This window comes from Acidaminococcales bacterium (assembly GCA_031290885.1).
Classification (GTDB): Bacteria; Bacillota; Negativicutes; order Acidaminococcales; family JAISLQ01; genus JAISLQ01.
On record JAISLQ010000028.1, the window covers coordinates 1 to 21391 of the forward strand.

The window sequence follows — 21391 nt, forward strand, 5'->3', positions numbered from 1 at the left end:
TTCTTAATTCCGTCATTGGCGTGTTCTACGCGGAGGCGACGGGCTTTCCGAAAGGCTTAGGCGCGTTGGATAATCGCGCCGAGAACGTCAAGAAAATCTTAATGCTTGATCCGCGTCGCTTGTCTGATAGCGACTCGAACAAAATCCTTGAAGCATTCAAGCCGTTGCTCTCTCGCAAAATAATGGCTACGATTCAAGAGTACGAGCAAGCGGACAGGCTCCATTTCGAGAGCGTTGTTGCCGAGTGCTATGGCTATACCGCGCTGTTTGAGCGGATAAAGAACGCCGTGCTTGATATGCAGGGAGTGCGGTTGAGTGTGAAGAATAAATAGACTTTGCCTGTGAAAGGGGGCGTTATGGTGAAATCTTCAAATGCGTCATCTGCCGCGTTCGGTTGGGATTTTCAATGCAACGCAGCCATTATGCTAATGCTCAAAAACATTACTGTTGCCTCCGCCGTAAAAGTCGAGGGACAGACGGAGGATATTGAGATTGCCCTAAATAGTGGGAATTTTGTCTACTCACAGGCAAAAGCCGTTTTCAATCCATACGATGATTACTCTAATGTAATCTCGAAATTAAAGTCGGGATTGAGTACGCTTAGCAGTGCCGCTCGGCATCCGAATGTAGAGCAGTTGATATACATTACCAACTCACCGAATCCATTCAACCACCCGCAAACCATCAGTGCGTTTAGCGGGGAACTCACTTCACTGAATTATAATAATTTACCCGAATCTTGTAAACAGGAAATTGAAAACCTATGTGCGGCAGAGAAATATAATTTTGACCGCCAACTATTTTCGGTCTATGTTATGCAGTTTCACGGTGACGGTGAAAACCGTTATAAAGTTGTCAAAGGTTTAACCAATGAATTTTTAGCCTCGGTAGGACTAAGTGATTTGGGCTTAGGCAAGCACTTACTTGACCTTTGGCAAGGATTTTTCTTTGCCAATGCCTCTCAACACGATGAAACATTAAAAATCACCAAAGAGCAAATGATATGGCCGCTGATTGTTTCAATATGCGACCTTAATACGGAGGACGCGCTACTCGCCGATTATGACGAAGGAGATATTGATAATATCATTCGGCGTTACGGAGCGGTAATTAACAACAATTCCGAACGTTTTGAGTTCGTTTCAAAAGTATTATCGGGCTACAATTCTTACGAGCCATCTATGAAATCCAGCGCAAAAACAAAGTCGTTCATTGAAAATAACTGGTTTAATTACAGCAATGATTTTGACGTATCCACTGCCGAACGAGGTGTTCTCGAAGTTATAGTGAAACTGGCGATAAGTAATGTCATCAAACGGCGCGACAGAATCGTGAGGATAAAGGCGGGGGTGAACTTATGAGATTTATTTCACTTACTGTTAAGAAAGGACTTTTTCAAGACACGTTTGACTTTAACGCACACGTGAACATAGTCCACAGCGAAAAAAATAGCGTTGGGAAAACGACTTTACTTCGCTTTCTGATGTTCTCACTGGGCTATCCTATACCGGGAACACGGGGATTAAACTTTGCTCGTTATGAGTTCGAGGCGGACGTAATATCTGCTAACCACAAGACTTATCGTATTGTACGATTTGGTGATATTGTTACGCTCATAGGAGAGGGAGACGATTTGAGTTTCTCGCTACCCTCTGATTTGAACGCACTGCACAAGATAATTTTCGGAATACAAAACGATGAGGTTCTTGAAAATCTATTGGGGGCATACTATGTTGACCAAGAGAAAGGGTGGACTTTGCTCAATCGCGGAAAGGCTATCGGTAGCATCCATTTCAGCATAGAAGGGCTTATCCGTGGACTGTCTGGTCGTTCTAATGATGAGTTAGCTGTTCGATTATCGTCCGTAAAGCGTGAACTTCAAAAATACAAGCATATGCTGGACGTTGCACGGTATCAGGCGGAAATAAATGCGTTAGGTGAGAATATAGCTTATGATGCGCCGATTGATGAAATCGACACCGCCATTGATGTTTTGTTAAGCGAACGCAAACCAATTTTTGACGAGTTAGAACGTGTAAAGAATGTCATTCGCAAAAACATGTCCTTTAAGAAATATATTGATTCTTTTCAACTCCGTGTCCGTTCTTTAACGACTGACGAAGAAATACCCGTTAATGAGGACACGATTATCGGATTTAGAGATGACGCAAATTACCTCGCAACAAAAAGAAAAATGGTTGAAATGAGATTGGCCGAGATAGATAATAAAATTGCCAATCTTCGCCGTCAGCAAGATAAGGAGAACACCTTATTTGACGTGCAAACAAGTATACAAGCGTTTGATGCAGATGTGGCGAAAATGAATGTTGATGCCGTATCAACCGAACGTATAATTCGTAGGTTGGAAACCGAGCGAAAATCGTTAGAGGATGCAATAACTCGGAGCGTCAAAAGCAATAATCCTATAATTGGAGAATTGCATACGCTAATATCGGCTTATGCCAATGAACTTGGAATAGATGAACGCTATGTTCGTCCATCGGAAGATTACATTTTCACCTCCGACTTGAAATCACTTACAGGGGCAATTTTCCATAAAATCGTGTTCGCGTTTAAGATGTCTTATATTAAGATTATCGGCAGATACACGGGCGTTAATTTGCCTCTTATCCTTGATTCTCCAAGTGGACGAGAGGTAGATAAAATTAACATTGCGGATATGATAGCAATACTTGTCAGGGATTTTTCGGAGCATCAGATTATCATCGCTTCCATAAACCTATATGACTTCGTCTCTCCAAACATTTTAGAAATAAAAAACCAACTCTTGTCGTTCTAATAGTGAAAAACAGACGGGGAGCGGTTTTCCCGCTCCCCGTACCCCTGAACCTTAACGATTTCATCTGCCGTAATCGTATCCGCGACTTTGCGATTTCGGACGCTCAATTTCTGGCTCGTCAGTCTTTATAATCTGATCGATAGTGCGCTTGATAGCTTCAATGTTTTGAGTTTCGGTTTTCAGTTTTTCATACCGCTGATAGAGCGCGGCGCGTTCGGTTGTTTTCTTCTCGCGCTCGTCTTTCCACGCCGTGATCGGCGGCAGCTTTTTCGGGTCGTAGCGGCTCTGCAAAACGCCTTTCAAATACTTCTCGGCGGCATCGAAAAGTGTGAGTTCCATACGGTTATCTTCGCAGTAATCATTGGCGGCTTCGAGAGCTTTCCGCGCCTTGCGTTCAGCAAACAGTCCACTGGACTTTTTGAGCGTTCGGTACTCGGCATAGAGCTTATCGTATTTTGCCTTATAGCCGCGATAACTCTTGAAATTCTCGCTGTGCTTGATATGCTCGTCAAGCGTTTTCAAGCGGCGTTCGTTTTTCTTCAAGTCGTCGCGCACATCATCGAAGTTGCCGCGTATTTCCCGCACCACTCGCGTTAAATCAGCAACCGTCTCAATGCCGTATTTGTCGAAGAACAGCAACATATCCGCCATGTTCTTGATGTCGGCGATTTTACGCGACTGACCGCGCTTTTCGGGCGGTTGATTGCAAAGTTCCGAGAACACCTCGTACAGCGTCGGCGGCGACTGCAAAAGCTCAAACTTGTACGCCTCCAGCTTTTTAAGCCGCGCGTTGATTTGACGCAATTTGGAATTCATCGCGGCGATTTCGCGGTTGCGGTCGCCGAGCTCAGTCTTAACGCCGCGCTTCTCCAAACCGCTCGCCACAGGACCGAGATGAACAGTCGGGATTTGCTCCACGCCTTGCCGCTCATAAGAGCGGTGATCCACAACGTCGTCGTGACCGTTTATACGGAGCGCGGTGTTGCAATAAGCCGCCCATGCCCTGCGCCATAACTCTGCGTTATCGCGCTTATCCCAGTCAACGGGATAAGTTTTCCTGCCGTTCACTTTTACGACTTTCGCGCCCCATGTTCCGTCCGGATTCAACGGTCGCATGGTCAGCATAATGTGAGCGTGGGGATTGCCGTCTCCCTTGTCGTGAACCGCAACGTCGGCGCACATTCCATTGTCCGCAAACTGCTCTTTTACGAACCTGCGGACGAGAGAAATGTTTTGCTCTTGCGTGAGTTCTGCGGGGAGCGCGATTTCGATTTCCCGCGCCAGTTGCGAGTTCTTCTGCTTTTCGATTTTCTCCACCGAGTTCCACAGAACGCCGCGATTTTCAAATTCGCGCGGCGCGTGGCCAGGCAGAATAATCTCCGTATAAGCAATCCCGCGTTTGCGCGTGAAGTCGTGCGTTTCTCCGTCATACTCGTTCGTGATGCGCGTTCCCGAACGGTACGCGGCGGAGGCGACGGCGGAGTTGCCCTTGCCGCGCGAAACAATCCTGATACTGCAATGATATATCGCCATGCGTCGGCCTCCATTCTCGTTAATTCGCTGTGTCGTTTCGTTTGTGCCGACAGGCGCAAAAGGCCCGCGGCAGCGCGCACGGCCCCGGTCACGGGGCATAAGTGCGCACTTCGTGAAGGGGCAAGAAGCTCCTATGCCGTTTGCTTGTTCGCGTTCGCGGCGTTCGGCAAACGCTGCGTTTGCGCGGCATTTGCGGCGGTTTCCGGCGTTATCGCCGCAACGTCGGCGGTCTTTGCGTTCGCCGCTTCCTCGGCGGCGATTTCCTCCGCAAGCTCTTGTTCGGCGAGCAAATCGGCGAGTATACGCTTGCCCTCGTCGGCGGCGACGGTTTTGGCAAGAAACTCGTTGAAATACCCGTCGGAGAGTTTGACGGTCTCCGGCAGCAGCGATTCCAAACGCCCGGCGCGTTTGCAGAGACGGTTCGTCCGTGCCTTGCGTTCCTCGGCTTTTATCTCCTGCAAAAGCGTCTTTTTCTCGCGGTCAAGCCTTTCCCGTTCTTCCTCGATTCTCGCGAGTTTTTCGGTTCTTGTAAGTCTTGCCATAGCGGTATTCCTCCTTAAAATTTTGGTTTTGGACAAAAACAAAACCTCCCGCAAACAAATCTGCGGGAGGCATGGGGCCGATTATGCCGTTTTCTTTCGGGCGCGGTATTCGCGCTGACGGTCGCGCTCCTTGCGGCGGCGTTCGTCGGCTTTGCGCTCGGCTTCGATTTGCTCCGGCGTGAGCGTAACCGGTTCGTCCGGCGCGTCGAAGTTGCCGATAAAGCTGAGGTAAATATCGACTTTCTGAACGCGTTTGCCGCTTGATTTGTCGCCCTCGTGAATTACGACCTTTTCCACGAATTCATTCAGGAGTTGCGGAGTCAATTCCGTGAACTCCGTGTACCGCCGCACGATTTCGATAAAGCGGTCGGCGCGAACGCTGTCAGCGGCGTAGCAGTCGATTGCGGAATGCAAATCTGTTATCGATTGCCGCAATTCTTTCTGCTCGTTATCGTACTCCGCGAGCATACGGTCGAAGTGGTTTTCGGGCAGCTTGCCGAGCGCGTAGGTCTCGTAGAGTTTCGTCACGAGTTTGCCCAGTTCCGCAACGCGGCGTTCGGCTTTGGCGAGCCGCTTTTTGCTCTCTTTGACCTCCGCTTCCGCTTGCAGATTGGAGGCTTCGCGGACGCGTTCGACAAACTCCGCTTCATCTTTTTGGACGTACCCCGCGACGCGCCGGATCGTCCGCAAAATCAAAGCGTTGACCACCTCGGTTCTGATGTAGTGCATCGTGCAGTTTTTCGTCCCCTGCCGGTAATTCCCGCAGACGTACTCGTCGCGCTCGCGGTTTTTCTGATAATCGTAATTTCGGGCGTGGGTGAGCAATTTTCCGCAGTCCGCGCAGACGAGCAATCCAGTCAGCGGCGAGGGCGGTCTGCCGTCCTTTGCGGGGCGGCGAACAACGCGCCGCAGTTTCTGCGCGAGTTCCCACGTTTCAGCGCCCACAATTTGAGGGATTGCGCCCTCAAACTCCAATCGCTCACCTTTGGGCGTGTCCTTGCGTTTTTTCTGCTTGTAGCTGTCGGTGTAGGTCTTTTTCAGAATCTTGATGCCCATATACTCGCGGCGTTCCAGGATGTTGCTGACAACGCCGCCGCGCCACGCATACGGATCGGAATAATCGCGCTGCGGCGCAATACCCATTTCCCGCAAGTGCGCGGACGGGATCGGCACTTTATCCGCTTCGAGAATGTGCGCGATTTGGTACACGCCTTTGCCCTCGATGACAAGCCGGAAAATGCGCCGCACGACCGCCGCCGCGCTCTCGTCAAGCAGCCACTCCTGGCGGTTTTCGGGGTTGTGAATGTATCCGTAAGGGATTGATCCCGTGCAATGATAGCCCTGCGCCATTCTGTTGTTGAAAATGGCGCGTATTTTCTTGGAGCAGTCTTTGGCGTACCACTCCGCGAGGATCGCCCGAAACGGCGTAAAATCGTCCTCGCCTTGGGCTGTGTCGATGCCGTCGGACACGGCGATCAACCGCACTCCGGCGTCGCGGAGCTGTTCCATAAACAACCCCACGCGCAGGTAATCCCGACCAACGCGGTCGAGAGTTTTGACCACGACCGCCGCAACGTTTCCCGCCTCGATTTCGGCGATCAATTCTTGCCAACCGGGACGCGACCAGGAAGTTCCCGACCAGCCGTCGTCTTGCAGATGGCGGTACGGCTTCAAACCGTTTTGTTCGGCGTAATTTTCAAGAAAATCACGCTGGTTCTGGATGGATGTGCTGACGTCTTTTTCGGCGTCGTCACGGGGCAGCCTTTCGTACAGGACAGTAACTTTTTGCTTGTTCATCTCTGCCTCATCTTTCCGGCAGTCGCGAACATTTGCGGCACTTGTCGATTGAAATTCAGGCACTTTTCCGCACCTCGCTTTCAATCAGTCGGAGGATTTTCTCCTCCAATGTCTCTTTTGCGCTTTCGGAAAAGCGGACGGATACAATGTATTCCGTCGAGCCTATCCGCTTGCGTAATTTCAATTGCCCGGCACCGGCGATTTCGTCGTGTTTCCCGGCCATTGCGTTGTCCATGGTCTGCGTCATCGGATAGACCCCCGTTATTGTAGTTTGATTTTTGAAATAGTTGTTGCGCCCGGTGGCTGCGCTTATCGCGCAAAATGCTTATGGTTGCAGCGTTCTCCGCATCACCGTCCTTTCGGTTTCGTGGATTGGGCGGCGCACAGCGGAAGCTGTCGGCACGTCGCCCGGAAACAAAAAAACCGCATCACAAAACTATCTTGTCGGTCACAATTGACCTGAAAGATAGATTGACAAATGCGGTTACATTCGACAATCCTGTCGTCGTTCCTGCGCCTACTGCCTTTTTCGGCGCGTTCGGCTTTGACCCCCGCCCGTCGTCGCTTATGCCCTCGCGGATTGCTCCGCTCGTCCTACCTTCGCCCCGGCGAGTTACTCCGTCGCTTTTTTCAGCGCGTCTTTCTGTAACTCAGGGTTTTTCGGATTCGGCTTGCTCAAGGTCGGTTCCCGATAAAGGGAGGTCTCGGCTTCCCGGAGACCGCCGCGCGCCGCGCTTCCGTGCAGCGTGGGCTACTCCGTATCCTGACAAAATGCGTTTGCTATTCGGTTGTGTCGTTATCTTAGCACAGCCGATCACGATTGTCAATCACAAAAACTCATATTCAACAATGTTGTGCGGCGCGGTTTCGATAAGGAGTGAATTCTCACGATTGTTAATCGTAAATGAGTTCGTCCGCGTTGCCGCCGCGCTCGCGCGCCGCTTCGTCAACCGCTCTGCACAGCGGATAAAGCCGTTCCGACAGCAACAATTGTGAGTAAAGCGCGGGCTGGCGGCGCAAGTGTTCTTTGTGCTTCTCTCCGCACAGTCCGAGCGGCGGCGCGTCCGGTGCCTCTGACAGCGTAATATTTGGCAGAAGATAATCTCCCACGCGGGTATAGGTGATTTCGCTCGCCGGTGGCGGCGTTTCGCCCTTTGCGGGAATGATAAGCGTCACGCCGTATTCCCAGAGCAGGTCGCGCCATTCCGATACGAGCGTAAGCATCCTTGCGATTCGCGACATATTTGTGACGAGAACCGCTCCGATTTCCCCGGATTTTATGTCCGCCGTCAACCTGTTCAGCGCGGGGCGGTCGAGCGTGGTTCCCACCGATCCGCTGTCGCGATAGCGGACAATGTCCGTACAGCCGCGTTCCTCCGCATAGGCGCAGAGTTTCTTTTCCTGCCTTGCCGTCGCCAACTCGTCCGTGAGCGCGGCGCGGCAGTAGATAGCCGTCTTTCGTTTTTTGTTCATGATAGGTATGCTCCTTCCGGTGTTTTGCGTCTGTCCGTTTGTGTGCCGCAAACGTACCGACTGCCTGTGTTTTGGTGGGTCTGTGACAACCCTCCTTAACACTTTACACCTTCGTGCAGCGAGTTCTTGTCCGTCACCATCGTGATAAGCTCCACTACAAGATATAGTAGGGCTGAAAACAATACGCAAATTAATTATTTGCGCACTCAACAATATTCTTGAAATTCAAAGTAATTCGCGCTATACTTATCGTGTTGCCGTATATGCGGAGGTGCATTGATGAAAATCAGCTACAAGAAGTTATGGCACTTGCTGTTAGACAAGAACATGAACAAAGGGGATTTGCAACGAGCCGCAGGTATAAGCTCAACTTCCATCGCAAAGCTGTCTAAAGGTGACAACCTGCAAACGGAAGTATTGGTTAAAATATGTGCCGCTTTGAACTGCGATACAAGCGATATTATGGAGTTTGAACCAAGCGCTGTGGAGGTAAACAACCGTGACTTATGAGACTGTTCTCTCATTGAGAACCGAACATCGGATTAGCCAGATAAAACTTGCGGAGTATTCGGGTTATTCTCCTGCGATGATTTCAAGTTGGGAGTTAAACAAAAGTCAACCCACAACAGAGCAGGTTAACAAAATGATCACAACCATTAGGCACATCGTCACAGCGAAAAATGAACTTGGCATTGATATACGAAAAAAGAGGATTCAACATAAAGGCAATGTAAGCCGAAATACACCTTCACAAATTCAGACTTCTGAAGAGTATAACAAGCTCATGGCTAACATAGATTTTGAGCAAAATGAGTATGCGGAACGCCTTTGTGATATGCACAATAAGCGTCCTCAACCATCTGAGAAAACACCAAAAGCAGTTGCTCTTTTTTCCGGTTGCGGTGGATTAACTCTTGGGTTTGAGTGGGCAGGTTTTAATGTGGTCGGTCACGTTGAAATAAATGATTCAGCAAATGCAATTTATAAAGCAAACTTTCCGGACAGCATTTTACTCGGCAAAGACGTAACACAGCTTTCAGACGAAGACGTAAAAAAATGGTCTGAAAAATTCGGTTCCATCGATGTTTTGATTGGTGGACCTCCGTGCCAGGGATTCAGTCTTGCGGGCAAACGTAATCCAGAAGATGATCGGAATGAACTGTTTCTGCATTACATTCGTATTGTCGGTTTAGTCCGTCCAAAAGTCTTTGTTATGGAAAACGTACGGTTGGCGACATCTATGAAAGACAAAGACGGCAATTTGTTTATAGGCAGAATTATTGAGGGTTACAAAGAAATAGGCTATCTAGTATCCGTTAAAGCCGTCAACGCACAGGAGTACGGAGTGCCACAATTCAGGGAACGCGTTATTCTTGTCGGAACGGACGTAAAACAAACGAATGAAATGTTTTCCTTTCCCGAAACGACCAACGATAACTCTTGTCAATCGTCCTTGTTTAGCAACGACATTACTCCGGTCATGTCTTTCAGAGAAGCGGTTTGCGACTTGCCATCTCTTGAAAGCGGAGAGATTTCTTCCGACCCCTTACATTGGGCAATAACTCATCCAGACCATGTCATAAATTGGCTGAGAGATGTTCCGGAAGGGCATAGCGCTCACAAAAATGAAGACCCATCCCTTCGTCCGCCAAGCGGTTTTAATACGACCTACAAACGTCTAATTTGGGATGAACCATGCTCAACTATATCGACTAATTTCAACATGATTTCAGGATGTAGGAATGTCCATCCAACATCCACGCGTTCACTAACTATACGAGAGGCAACTCGCGCCCAGTCATTTCCCGACAGTTTCGTTTTTTTAGGAAAATGGAGCGATGTCCGGCGCGCCATTGGCAACGCAGTTCCACCGCTCCTCGCAAAAACTATAGCAGATAGCATTAAACAGCAACTATTCGGTAGGTAGATGATTAAAGTATCCTGCCTTCAAATTGAACTGTAGCTGTGTTGGGTGCTGTTTCTGTCCGCCCCTTTGGAACTGAATGAATCCGAATCTCGGGGCGCAATGCGTTGCTGAGTCGTTCTTGTATGTGCCTTTGCGTATGATGTACGGCGACAGCATATATCCTGAGTGTTTGCGGGAAAGAGACACTATTTCTGACATCGTAAACAATGCTACTTGGCAACTGTCGAAGGAACTGTATTGAACAGTCTGGCGTAGTAAAAGATCTGGCGGGTATGGGTCATCTTTATACGCTTTCTGAAAAAGCAAAAGAGTTATTTTGTCTTGATAATTCTTGAATATTTTTTCCCACTCATTACGGGCGGCGGCAGACAATTCTTCCCAATAAAACCTGTTCGGGTCTGATACCCGTTGAAGTAGTTCACTTTTCGTCATTGTATCAATCGGTCTAAAGCCAACGTCACCGCAAAACATTGACATTGCCTTGATTGCTTCCTCTGAACATGGAATGCCATTTTGAATTAGCAATTGGCAAAAGGCTCTTGTTGTAGTGAAAAACATTTGGTCGTTGGTAGGTGTTCGCTTGTTGCAAGTTTTTACGGAAACGCCAATTTGTTGAATTCCGGTTTTTGTAATGACATCGAGCAATATGTCAGATTTGCATTTTGTAATCTGATTGCCATTTTCGTCAAGAAGCTCATCGCCGCCGTGGGCAGTAGCCAAGCCACCAAGCCAGTATGCCTTAACTTTAAGAATCTTTAGCCCCAAGCTTTGAGATATATATCCAAGCAATAACAAGGCAGGATTGCCCGTCTCTAAATGTGATAATTGTCTTTCAGGGATGCATGATAAGGCGATAGTATTAATCGTAGCCGCAAGTTCCCTTTCAAATGCATGACCTCTTTTTCTCCCGACAGTCCCAGCTTCGATTTGAAATCCATGAGCTTCATTTTTAGGTGTGAGTGCCATTACTTTTTTTCTCTCCTTTGCCTATCATCGGTTTCATTAGGCTTTCTGCGCAACCAAAACGTGATATACCTATTATATGAAATAAGAATAAACAGTCAAACTATCCAACCAGGATTTTCGGCGTCTAACAGAGGTAAAGCGTACAACATTTGCGAAAATAGTGGAGATCCTATCTGTTTCAGAAGCGGAAAAGCTCCGCAACCACAACATTTCGAGCCGGCGTGTGCTCAACGAGCAGGTGATTGGCTTTGCCAAGCGGTTCAGAATCGTTGCCAAACATTACCGTAACCGTAGAAAACGCTTTGCTCTCCGCTTCAGCTTGATTTGTGGGTTGTGTAACTTTGATAGAGCCGTTTAGGTTGCGCAGGCAGTCTATTGTTTTTAATCGGCCTTTTAATAGCAGTTGCCTGAATATCATCCGCAGAATCGTGCTCAACGCATTGCGTATCTATCGAAACAGACATTGCCCTGAGCGCTCTTTTTCAAACCTTGTGCTTGATTGTCTCGTTGATCCTGCCTTAATTTTGAAATTGCTTTCCGCTTGGCATTTGCGCGAACTGTGAAAATTGATTTTTGTGCGCGCTGTCTTTTCCGCTTGACAACAAAGCCGCCTTGATAGTATTATGATTAAAATGCGCCGCCGCGCGGCGCCTATAATGTCGTCCTCCCGGTTAAAATCACGGCATCCGTGGTTTGCTTGGGAAAAAATATTAAAAAGCAGGGGAACTAATTGGGATGCGTCCCATGACGTTGAGAAGGTTAAAACCTGACCCTTTGAACCTGACAGTTAACACTGTGGTAGGGAGCGTTATATTAGTTTTTTCAGCGCCTCCCGCCGCGGGGGCGCTTTTGACTGCCTAACGCGGCGAAACGCCCTCGCCGCTTCGCGGCGCGGCAATTCGCGCCTGATCATTTTCTCCGGCTAAAATCGCGGCGTCTTTGCGTCTGATTTGCCGCCCCGCTTTGTTTCAAAACATCGCCGAACCTATGGGTTTTTCTGTGTTTTGTGCTTTTCGGCGCGGCAAATCAGCGCACGGGCCCTATTGATGTTTTTGCCGGGGGACGGCAGGAAAATAACGGGGGGAGTGTATTTGTTGTGGAGAAGAAAACTTTGTCCCGCGCCCGTCTGCGGCGCATGGTCCTTTTATCGATGCTGGCGGCGATCGGCGTGGTGCTCTCGCCTATCCTGCGCGTTCCCGGCATGGCGCCCATGCAACATTTCATCAATGTTATTTGCGCGGTGCTTTTAGGGCCGTGGTACGCTTTGGCCTGCGCGCTCCTGATCGCCATTATACGCATGTCGCTTCTGGGCATCAACCTGCTGGCACTGACCGGCGCGGTTTTCGGCGCTCCACTGGCCGGCGTGTTCTACCGGGCGACCGGTTATCTGCCGGCCGCCGCCGCCGGGGAAATAATCGGCACGGGCATAATCGGGGCGATGGTTTCTTATCCGGTCATGGCCTTTGTTTACGGCAACGCCGAGGTCGCCCTTTTTACTTATATACCTTCTTTTATCGCCGGCACGGTCATCGGCGGCGTTTTGGGAACAGTCTTCCTGCAGGCGCTGAAAAGGCAGGGCACTTTGCGGCGCCTGATCGATCGCCTGTGGGAGGGCAAAGCATGATCGGCGAATTGCGGGCGCTGCGCGCCGCCGTAAAGGATGCCGCCCCGCTCATTCACTGCCTGACCAACCACATAACCATAAACGATTGCGCCAACGCGCTTTTATCTGTGGGCGCCAGGCCGGTCATGGCCGAACACCCCGGCGAAACGCGGGAGATAACTCGCTGCGCCCAGGCGTTGATGGTCAATCTCGGCAACATAACCGACGAGCGGATGCGTTCCATGCTCTTGTCCGGCCGGCAGGCGAAAGAAGGCGGCCTGCCCTGCGTCATTGACTTGGCCGGCGTGGCCGCCAGTACGCTCCGGCTGGATTTTGCGCGAAAATTCATCGCCGAATGCAACCCTTGCCTGATAAAAGGCAATGCAAGCGAAATGCTTTCCCTGCTCCAGGGCCGGCCGCGCGGCGGCGGCGTAGATGCCATCGCCGAGGACAAATCGCTGCCGTTAACCGCCCTGGCGGACGCGGCGGCACGCTTGTCAGAGCGCCACGGTACGGCCGTGCTGATAAGCGGCGCGGCGGACATAATCGTCCGCCCGCCCGCGCTTGTCGCGGTGGAAAACGGCGACCCCCTTCTGGCCGCCATTACCGGCACGGGCTGTGTGCAAGGCGCCCTGGCGGCGGCTTTTGTCAGTTGCGGGGATGTTTTTGCAGGCGCGGTACTGGCGGCGGCATTGCTTTCCGTATGCGCGGAGGAAGCGGCGCGCAAAGCCAAAAGCCCGGGCAGTTTTAAAACAGCTCTTTTCGACAGGCTGTACGATTTGCCTGACCGGGTTTTCGCCGCGCAAGTAAGAATACGGGGGCTGGAAGATGAAATTTTTTGACCTGTCGCTTTATTTGGTAACAGACAGCGAAGGATTTACCGAAAGCGAATTTTTGCGCAAAGTGGAGCAGGCCCTTAAAAGTGGCGTAACCCTTCTGCAATTGCGGGAGAAAAACAAAAGCGGACGGGAATACTACGAACTGGCGCGCAAAGTAAAAAAAATAGCGGACGCCTGCCGCGTGCCGCTGCTCATTGACGACCGGGCGGACATCGCCCTAGCCGTAGATGCCGCCGGCGTCCACCTCGGGGCGGACGATCTGCCGGTAGACAAAGCGCGCGCCCTTATGGGCGCGGACAAAATCATCGGCGCGACCGCCAAGACGGTTGGCGCGGCTGCTGCCGCCCAAGCGGCGGGCGCCGACTATCTGGGCGTGGGGGCGATCTATCCGACGGCGACCAAGGTCAAAACCGTCCTGACCGGCATCGATACGCTGTCCGCCATCTGCCGCGCCGTCAATATACCGGCCGCAGCGATCGGCGGCCTGAACGCGGAAAATATCGATGTTTTGCGCGGCAGCGGGGCGGCGGGCATTTGCGTCGTCTCGGCGATCATGCGCAGCTCCGAACCCGGCGCGGCCGTCCGGGCCCTTCGCGCGCGGGTTGAAAAAATATTGCCGCCGGCACACAGGCGACCTTTCCGGCCGGAAACTTATTTGTAGATTTCAGTTATCTGCCCCCCTATGAACATAAGCGCTAACATACTGGCGGCGGCCACGGCAAGGGCAAGGGAGTAGTCCTTTATTTCCCGGCGGGACTTGGGTTCTTTCAGATAATTTAAAAAGGCCGCCAGCCAATCCCGCCAGTTTCCGTCATTCATAGCGCAGCGCCTCAATCGGGTCGAGCAAGGCGGCTTTGCGCGCCGGGTACAAACCGAAAAACAAGCCGATCGCCACTGAAAACGCAAAGGAAACCAATACCGCCGGCAAAGATATTATGGTCGCCCAGCCGGAAAAATACGACAATACATAAGCGACGGCCACGCCAAGCCCTATGCCCGTAAGCCCCCCCGCTATGCCGATGGCCACCGCCTCAATGAGAAATTGCAGCAGTATGTTGCGAAAAGTCGCGCCCAGCGCTTTTCTTATGCCGATTTCGCGCGTGCGCTCGGTCACCGATACCAGCATGATGTTCATGATGCCGATGCCGCCGACCAGCAAACTGATCGCCGCGATAAATCCCAAAAGCACGGTAATGGTCGCCACCGAATCGGTCGCCGCCTCCATTACCGCCGCTAAGTTGCGCACGGAAAAATCATTCTCCTCCCCCGCCCTTATCCGATGCCTTATCCGCAAAAATTCCGTTACGTCGTCCTGCACTTGATTTACGGCCGCTTCATCCGTAGCCTGTATGCTTATCCTCTGCACGTAGGCAATTCCCATCATGCGCTGCTGCGCGGTGGTCAAAGGGATGAAGATGACGTCGTCCTGATCCTGCCCGCCCGCCGACTGGCCTTTGCTTTCCAGCACGCCCAGCACCCTGAAGGGCGCCTTGTTTATCCTGATGGTCTGCCCCACCGGCTCCGTGCCGGGAAAAAGGTTTTCCGCCACCGTTTTTCCGATGACCGCGACCCGCCCCCGGCTGTCGAGATCGCGCGCCGTAAAGGACGAACCTTCTTTCATGGAAAAATCGCGCATCTGCATGTAAGCAGGCGTGGTGCCTTCCACGCTGGTCGTCCAGTTCTGGTTGCCGTAAACCACCTGGTAGGAACGGGAAACGGCGGGGGCGACCGCCGCCACGTTTTCAATGCTTTTCTCAATGCCCTTGGCGTCGTCGTATGTGAGGCGCGCGCCTGTGCCGTAGGCCATCCGCGCTCCGGACGAAGTCGTGCCGCCAGGCAGGACGATCAAGAGGTTGCTGCCCAAGCTGGCGATAGAGCTGCGCACGCGTTCTTGCACGCCCAGCCCCAAAGAAACCATAGTTATGACCGCGCCCACGCCGATAATTATGCCCAGCATGGTCAGGATGGACCGCAGTTTGTTGGCCTTGAGGCCTTCCAGCGCGATATCGACGCTTTCCCAAAACATATAGTTCACCTCTCGTCTTTAACGATCAGGCCGTCCCGGACAAGAATCGCGCGCCTGGCCTGCGCGGCGATCTCCGGCTCGTGCGTGACCAATATGATCGTGCGCCCTTCCGTATTCAGTTCCTTGAACATCGCCATTATATCCTGTCCGGATTTGCTGTCAAGGTTGCCTGTGGGTTCATCCGCCATGATAATGGAAGGGTTGTTTACCAGCGCCCTGGCGATCGCGACCCTTTGCCTCTGCCCGCCCGACAGCTCGTTCGGCCGGTGATCGAGCCGTTCGGCCAGCCCGACCCTTCCGAGCGCGTCGGCGGCTTTTTTCAGGCGGTCTTTTTCCGCGGCGCCGGCGTAGACCATTGGCAGGGCAACATTTTGCAAAGACGACATGCGCGGCAAAAGGTTAAAGCTTTGAAAAACAAAACCGATCTTTTTGTTGCGCGTCGCCGCCAGCTCGTCGTCATTGTAATCGCTCACCTCGCGCCCGTCAAGCATATAGGAACCTTTGCTCGGGCGGTCAAGGCAGCCGAGTATGTTCATGAGGGTGGATTTGCCTGAACCGGAAGGCCCCATAATCGCGACAAATTCGCCATTGTCTATCGCAAGATTGACGCCCGCCAGGGCGTTCACAATATTGTCGCCCATGACATAAGTCTTGTAAACATCGGTTATTTTTATTGTCCGCATTGGCCACGCCTCCTCAAAACAGCCTTGGCCCGCGCATGTTGCCGGCACGGTTGGCCGGCGCGCTCGCCGCCGACGCTTTTAGGAGCACCGAGTCGCCCGCGTTGAGCCCGCCCGTTATTTCTATGCGGTCGTCCCCCCTGAGCCCCAAAGAAACCTTGACTTCCTCCGTCTTGCCGCCCGGCAGCGCTTTGTAGGCAAAATGGCCCTCTTTGGTTTCGCGCACCGCCGACAGAGGCAAGGTCAGCACATTTTTCGCTTCGGCGGTATATATGGTAACCCTTGAGGTCATGTTGGGAAAAAGCAGTTGCCGGCTGTCCAGCACATCGACGTATACTTTGTAATACACGACGTTATTGGTGGTTTCGGCTTTGCGCGAGATAAGGCTGACAACCCCCCGGAAAACTTCGGAAGCATAGGCGTCGACAGTAAAATCAACTTTCTGCCCCAACCGCACCTGTCCGATGTCCGATTCGTCTACCAGCGTTTCGCTCTGCATTATCGACATGTCGGCGATCGTCATGAGCACCATGGGCGTGGAAATGCCGGGCGCCACCGTCTGACCGGCGGGAGTGGGCTTGCCGACTACCAGCCCCGACACCGGCGCTTTTATAATCGTATCGGCAAGGTTGGAGGCGGAAGTGTCATAAGCGGCCTTTGCCACCAAATAGTCCCTCCGCGCCGAGTCAAATTCCTGCCGCGCCACCGCCCCGTTCCTGAGGAGAGAATCCATGCGGGCAAGATGCGCGGACGCATTATTAAGCGTGGCTTCCGTGCGGTCAATGTCGCTTTGATACTGTTTGGAATCAAGTATGAACAGCACGTCGCCTTCCTTGACCCAATCGTTCTCCTTGACCTTGACCTCAACTATCCGGCCGTTGATCTTTGAACTGACGTCAACGCTGTTTACTGGCTTGACCGTCCCGGTCGCCGAAACGGTGTTCCTGATGTCGCCGGTCGCGGCCTTCACCGTTTGCGGGCCGCTTGTGTCCGCCGCCGCTTTCACGTAATAACTATAACCGCCGTAACAGGCAAGCGCCGCCGCAACTAAAAGCGCGAGCGCCATTTTGGCTTTGCCGATAATCTTCAACATAATGTAAGACCTCTTTTCTCATAAAGTGCCGCCATATTTTTGAACAACCGGTCAAGGATTTTTGTTTTCGGCTTTTTGCAACGCTTTGCTTTAATTTTAAAGAAACTGCCATGTCCCGTCAACAAGCCTACTGTGAAATAATTGTGAGCAAATGCGGACAAATTTATGAACAGGGCGTCAAAGCCCTTTGCGGCAGGCGGCATATAGCTCTGCCGCAGCCCAACGGGAAACAGCCGCAAGCTTGCGGCCGGTACGCTTGCTAAGTTAAAAAATGCCCGCCTCAGCAAGCTATACGGCGCGATATGTCCTGCAATTTATATATCTTCAAGGCAAACTGATTGGCAAACTTTCTTGTTGACAATTGTTTTTAGTTCGCGTATTATAAAAGCGATTTGAATGTTAATGCATTAAAAATGTATTTTAAAAATAAAAGCGTTTGAAAAGCATCGGATTTCGCTAAGAAAAAATAATGCCGATGCCCCTTGCTGCTTAACATTACCTGTCAATGCGCCGCATGGCAACTAATTGTTGCCGGTCAATAAATTTAAGATCAGGAGGGTTTTTATGAAGAATAGTAAATTGCATTCCCTTTTCTGCGCGATGATTTTATTATGCGCAACATTGTTTGCTTTAAGTGGCTGCGGAGGCAGTTCAACCGCTCCCGCTAAAAGCAACGACCCTGGGAAACCGCAATACGGCGGGACATTGAAGGTTGTAGTTGCCACGGTCAGTTCGCTGGATCCCCAGATGGAAGCTGCCGACGAACCTATGTCAAGGCACATTTTCGAGACGCCGCTGTCTTTGGATGAGAACGGCGGCGTCCAAACCGGTTTATGCACATATAAGTACAGCGGCGACGCTTTGACTTTAACCCTGACGCTGCGCGATGGAGTGAAATTCCATAATGGCAGCCCGGTCAAGGCGGAAGATGTTGCGGCATCTATCAGCCGCTGGGCTAACAATGTGTCTTTCGGCAAGTCTTATGTAGGCAAATATATGGATTCTATCTCTGCGGCAGACGAGAAAACTGTCGTAATCAAATTCAAGTCCGTTGCGGGTTTGGCCCTTACCTCTTTGGCTTACGAATATATGGGAGCTTATGTAATGCCCAAAGCAGTGTGTGAAGAATATCCGAGTTCGCCGGTAATTAATGCTTCCAAGATTATTGGCACTGGCCCGTATAAATTAGTAGAGTGGAAGCAAGATTCTTATGTTATGACAGAGCGTTTTGCCGACTACAAGGCAACCGGCAACAAATGCGGCGGGCCGGCCGGCAATAAATACGCCTACAGCGACAGAATCGCTTTCTATTTTGTTAAAGATATGGATGCCAAAGCAAACGGCGTACTCTCCGGTGAATATGATTATGTGAGAAATGTAGACAACAGCGTTTATGCGTCTTTGAAGGGCAATTCCAAGATAAAATTTGAATTGATTCAAGATGGCACAAAACCGTCGTTGGTATTTAACAAAAAACAAGGTCCGGCCGCAAACGTGAAATTCAGACAGGCCGTATTGGTAAGCCTGGATATGGATGCCATCATGAAAGCCGCCTTCGGCAATCCGGAACTTTATGATTTGACCGGTTCGTGGGCGCCGATTGGCAGCATGTATGAATATAGCAATGCCCTTTATAACAAGCCTGATTTGGGCAAAGCGAAACAGCTTTTGAAAGAATCCGGCTATAACAACGAGAAAGTCGTATTCCTAACTTCCCAGGATGTTTCTTATTATTATCAAACAGCGTTGATGGTTGCAAACAGAATGAAGGAAATTGGCATTAATGTTGATTTGCAGGTAGTAGATCAGGCAACCTTGTATTCCATAAGAAACGATCCGTCCAAGTACGATTTATTCGCCGTTGGATTTACAGCCAAAGCCGATCCGGCTATGATGGCATTTCTTGGCGACAGCTGGCCGGGGTTTTGGATATCGGGGCAAAAGAACGCCCTGATGGAAAAAATGGCGGTTACAGTAGATGTTGCGCAGAAAAAAGAATTGTGGCACAACATGACAGATCTTATTTACCGGGAAATACCGGTCATTACGTTTGGCGAAAGAAGAAATTGCGTCTTGCTTTCGAACAAGGTCAATAATGCCAGGTATGCCGGTTCGGAGCCTTATTACTGGAATATATGGCTTTCCAAATAAGTTGGGTTCTCAGCTATTGAAATGCCGAATGAACATTGCGCATTTTGTCCGCGGCCGGTCGATTGTTTTCCATAAATGCAACGGCCGCGTATCATGGCGCAATGTTTAATCGGCGGAAGAACGGCAAGTTTTTTCTATGTTAAAATTATGCAAGTAAAATATGGGAGGTTCTTGTGCCAAAGTATATCTTCAAAAGAATACTGGCCGGAATGCCGATTGTTGTCGTCGTGGGGATATTGGTATTTTTTATTATTCATTTGATCCCGGGCAATCCTGTTGAAGTAATGTTAGGATCGGACGCCACGCCGGAAGATGTACAAATATTAACGAAAAAAATGGGTTTGGATCAGCCAATCATGGTTCAATTCGGTAAATGGTCCTTATCTGCTTTGCGCGGAGATCTGGGAAATTCCATTTACTACAATAGCCCGGTCGTAAATGTTCTCGCGGAAAAAATGGAACCTACAATAATCATTATTGTATATGCCATGGTCGTCGCGGTATTGATAGGCATTCCGGTAGGCGTCGTATCGGCGGTCAAGCGCAATGAGCTGCCGGATAGATTGTGTATGGGCATTACGATGCTGGGCATGTCTACGCCGGCGTTTTTATTGGGATTGTTATTGATTATGATTTTTTCGCTGTCTTTGGGAATGTTCCCTTCCGTGGGATACAGGGGAATCGAGGAAGTGGGCTTATTAAAGGCGGTATTTGTGTATCTGACGTTGCCGTCCATGACCTTGGGGCTGCAGCGGGCTGCCAGTATCGCCCGGGTAACGCGCTCGGCCATGCTGGATGTGTTAGGCGAAAATTATATCAGAACTGCCAGGGCCAAGGGATTAAAAGAATATAGGGTAATTATGCTGCATGCGTTACAAAACGCGATGGCGCCGATTTTAACGCAAATTGGCTTTTCCATCGCTCAGTTAGCGGCAGGGGCAGTTGTCATCGAAACAATATTTAACATCGCCGGAATTGGACAGGTTGCTTATTTTGCCTTGTTAAGAAGAGACTATCCATTGATACAGGGATATATTTTGGGTATCGCGGTGATATATGTCGCGATCAATACGGCGGTCGATATTCTTTATAAATTTTTTGATCCGAGAGCCGATATTGGGTAAAAGGGAAGAACCATGGTGCTGAATAATCTTTTCCGCAATAAAAATATGGCGTCAGCCGGCGTTATTTTCGTCATCATATTGGCCTGTGCCGTCTTTGCCCCTATTATTGCAGGATACGATCCCAATAAAGTCGATGTTTATAAATTATTATTGCCTCCGAATGCGAGCCACTGGTTTGGAACGGATGGTTTTGGCCGGGATATTTTTTCCAGAGTGGTGTATGGGGCTAGATTGTCCTTGACCATATCATTCAGCGTAGTTTTAATCGGTGGTTTTTGCGGCAGTATTTTGGGCATGTTTGCCGGATATTACAAAAAAATGGAACTGGTTGTCATGTGCGTCATGGACGGGCTGATGGCGCTGCCTTCTTTGTTGCTGGCCATGGCGCTTGTCGCTGTTTTGGGAACGGGCATAGATAATATGGTAATAGCATTGACCATATCCAATCTCCCCCGTATTGTGCGGACAGTAAGGGCAACCGTTATCAGCGTCAAAAATCTGGACTACGTGGAGGCGGCGCGTTCTATGGGAGCGTCTGACGGTCGCATCATGTGGAAATATATTTTCCCCGAATGCATTTCTCCGCTGATAGTCCGGCTTACTATGACGATGGCGTTTGTCATTTTGGAAGAAGCCAGCTTAACTTTCCTGGGCTTAGGTTTATCGCCGGAAACGGCGTCTTGGGGCATTATTTTGAACGAAGCCAGAAAATATGTCAGAACTTCGCCATATTTTTTGTTGATTCCCGGCACGGTTGTTGTAACTGCGGTATATTGCATCAACACATTGGGGGACGGATTGCGCGATTGGCTGGATCCCAAAATCAGATATTAGACG

22 protein-coding genes, 1 pseudogene and 1 riboswitch are annotated in these 21391 nt (G+C 50.4%); of the genes and pseudogenes, 12 read left to right on the top strand and 11 right to left on the bottom strand.

All coding sequences use genetic code 11. The annotated features are described in order from the left end of the window. The 3 genes from LBO03_03495 to LBO03_03505 form a co-directional block, all read left to right on the top strand. The coding region (locus LBO03_03495; protein ID MDR3348659.1) for a hypothetical protein at positions 1–332 on the top strand (332 nt) is incomplete at its 5' end. Between the two features lie 24 nt (positions 333–356). Beyond that, on the top strand, positions 357–1361 hold the full coding sequence (locus LBO03_03500) for a hypothetical protein (GenBank protein ID MDR3348660.1): 1005 nt from the start codon (positions 357–359) through the stop codon (positions 1359–1361). Further along, the gene (locus LBO03_03505; GenBank protein MDR3348661.1) at positions 1358–2800 is read left to right on the top strand and encodes a hypothetical protein; all 1443 of its coding nucleotides are present in this window, start codon (positions 1358–1360) and stop codon (positions 2798–2800) included. Before LBO03_03500 ends, LBO03_03505 begins: the two co-directional genes overlap by 4 nt. A 60-nt stretch (positions 2801–2860) precedes the next feature. Here LBO03_03505 and LBO03_03510 read toward each other — a convergent pair whose 3' ends face one another. The 5 genes from LBO03_03510 to LBO03_03530 all read right to left on the bottom strand — a co-directional run bounded on the left by LBO03_03510 (position 2861) and on the right by LBO03_03530 (position 8145). Continuing rightward, positions 2861–4333, bottom strand: coding sequence for a MobA/MobL family protein (locus LBO03_03510; GenBank protein MDR3348662.1), 1473 nt, complete (start codon positions 4331–4333; stop codon positions 2861–2863). 131 nt (positions 4334–4464) lie between these two features. Continuing rightward, positions 4465–4875, bottom strand: coding sequence for a DUF3847 domain-containing protein (locus LBO03_03515; protein ID MDR3348663.1), 411 nt, complete (start codon positions 4873–4875; stop codon positions 4465–4467). 81 nt (positions 4876–4956) lie between these two features. Then, the gene (locus LBO03_03520) at positions 4957–6672 is read right to left on the bottom strand and encodes a DUF4368 domain-containing protein (GenBank protein MDR3348664.1); all 1716 of its coding nucleotides are present in this window, start codon (positions 6670–6672) and stop codon (positions 4957–4959) included. Between the two features lie 55 nt (positions 6673–6727). Further along, positions 6728–6919, bottom strand: coding sequence for a transposon-encoded TnpW family protein (locus LBO03_03525; protein ID MDR3348665.1), 192 nt, complete (start codon positions 6917–6919; stop codon positions 6728–6730). 647 nt (positions 6920–7566) lie between these two features. Beyond that, positions 7567–8145: a recombinase family protein gene (locus LBO03_03530; protein MDR3348666.1), complete on the bottom strand. Its 579-nt coding sequence runs from the start codon at positions 8143–8145 to the stop codon at positions 7567–7569. Between the two features lie 279 nt (positions 8146–8424). Here LBO03_03530 and LBO03_03535 point away from each other — a divergent pair, with 279 nt between their 5' ends. Both LBO03_03535 and dcm read left to right on the top strand, forming a co-directional pair. Beyond that, entirely contained in the window at positions 8425–8655 is a 231-nt protein-coding gene (locus tag LBO03_03535; GenBank protein MDR3348667.1) for a helix-turn-helix transcriptional regulator, read from the top strand. Beyond that, positions 8645–10072, top strand: a complete 1428-nt coding sequence (gene dcm / locus LBO03_03540; GenBank protein MDR3348668.1) for a DNA (cytosine-5-)-methyltransferase — start codon at positions 8645–8647, stop codon at positions 10070–10072. Before LBO03_03535 ends, dcm begins: the two co-directional genes overlap by 11 nt. Here dcm and LBO03_03545 read toward each other — a convergent pair. Next, positions 10058–11038: a hypothetical protein gene (locus LBO03_03545; protein ID MDR3348669.1), complete on the bottom strand. Its 981-nt coding sequence runs from the start codon at positions 11036–11038 to the stop codon at positions 10058–10060. The genes dcm and LBO03_03545 overlap by 15 nt on opposite strands. A 178-nt stretch (positions 11039–11216) precedes the next feature. Continuing rightward, the gene (locus LBO03_03550; protein ID MDR3348670.1) at positions 11217–11474 is read right to left on the bottom strand and encodes a hypothetical protein; all 258 of its coding nucleotides are present in this window, start codon (positions 11472–11474) and stop codon (positions 11217–11219) included. A gap of 273 nt (positions 11475–11747) precedes the next feature. Further along, positions 11748–11860, top strand: a riboswitch (TPP riboswitch). 274 nt (positions 11861–12134) lie between these two features. Here LBO03_03550 and thiW point away from each other — a divergent pair. The 3 genes from thiW to thiE are packed head-to-tail and all read left to right on the top strand — an operon-like array spanning position 12135 to position 14141. Then, complete coding sequence (gene thiW, locus LBO03_03555) at positions 12135–12662, top strand: energy coupling factor transporter S component ThiW (protein ID MDR3348671.1); 528 nt, start codon at positions 12135–12137, stop codon at positions 12660–12662. Further along, positions 12659–13483 carry a hydroxyethylthiazole kinase gene (gene thiM, locus LBO03_03560; protein MDR3348672.1) on the top strand — a complete coding sequence of 275 codons (825 nt, stop codon included), beginning with the start codon at positions 12659–12661 and terminating at the stop codon, positions 13481–13483. Before thiW ends, thiM begins: the two co-directional genes overlap by 4 nt. Continuing rightward, positions 13470–14141 (top strand): thiamine phosphate synthase, encoded by a 672-nt coding sequence (gene thiE / locus LBO03_03565; GenBank protein MDR3348673.1) that lies wholly within the window; start codon positions 13470–13472, stop codon positions 14139–14141. Before thiM ends, thiE begins: the two co-directional genes overlap by 14 nt. Here thiE and LBO03_03570 read toward each other — a convergent pair. From LBO03_03570 to LBO03_03585, 4 genes are read right to left on the bottom strand one after another with little or no spacing between them, the layout of a single operon-like run. After that, the gene (locus LBO03_03570; GenBank protein MDR3348674.1) at positions 14132–14299 is read right to left on the bottom strand and encodes a hypothetical protein; all 168 of its coding nucleotides are present in this window, start codon (positions 14297–14299) and stop codon (positions 14132–14134) included. The genes thiE and LBO03_03570 overlap by 10 nt on opposite strands. Further along, on the bottom strand, positions 14292–15506 hold the full coding sequence (locus LBO03_03575; protein ID MDR3348675.1) for an ABC transporter permease: 1215 nt from the start codon (positions 15504–15506) through the stop codon (positions 14292–14294). Before LBO03_03575 ends, LBO03_03570 begins: the two co-directional genes overlap by 8 nt. Positions 15507–15511: 5 nt before the next feature. Next, positions 15512–16189: an ABC transporter ATP-binding protein gene (locus tag LBO03_03580; protein ID MDR3348676.1), complete on the bottom strand. Its 678-nt coding sequence runs from the start codon at positions 16187–16189 to the stop codon at positions 15512–15514. A 13-nt stretch (positions 16190–16202) separates the two neighbouring features. Next, the gene (locus tag LBO03_03585; GenBank protein MDR3348677.1) at positions 16203–17279 is read right to left on the bottom strand and encodes an efflux RND transporter periplasmic adaptor subunit; all 1077 of its coding nucleotides are present in this window, start codon (positions 17277–17279) and stop codon (positions 16203–16205) included. A gap of 705 nt (positions 17280–17984) precedes the next feature. Here LBO03_03585 and LBO03_03590 point away from each other — a divergent pair. The 4 genes and pseudogenes from LBO03_03590 (at position 17985) to LBO03_03605 (ending at position 21388) form a co-directional block, all read left to right on the top strand. Further along, positions 17985–19430, top strand: coding sequence for an ABC transporter substrate-binding protein (locus LBO03_03590; protein ID MDR3348678.1), 1446 nt, complete (start codon positions 17985–17987; stop codon positions 19428–19430). Between the two features lie 173 nt (positions 19431–19603). Further along, on the top strand, positions 19604–20554 hold the full coding sequence (locus LBO03_03595; protein MDR3348679.1) for an ABC transporter permease: 951 nt from the start codon (positions 19604–19606) through the stop codon (positions 20552–20554). 12 nt (positions 20555–20566) lie between these two features. Next, positions 20567–20713 (top strand): annotated as a pseudogene (locus LBO03_03600) (hypothetical protein). A gap of 72 nt (positions 20714–20785) precedes the next feature. Continuing rightward, entirely contained in the window at positions 20786–21388 is a 603-nt protein-coding gene (locus tag LBO03_03605; GenBank protein MDR3348680.1) for an ABC transporter permease, read from the top strand. Positions 21389–21391 lie beyond the last annotated feature (3 nt).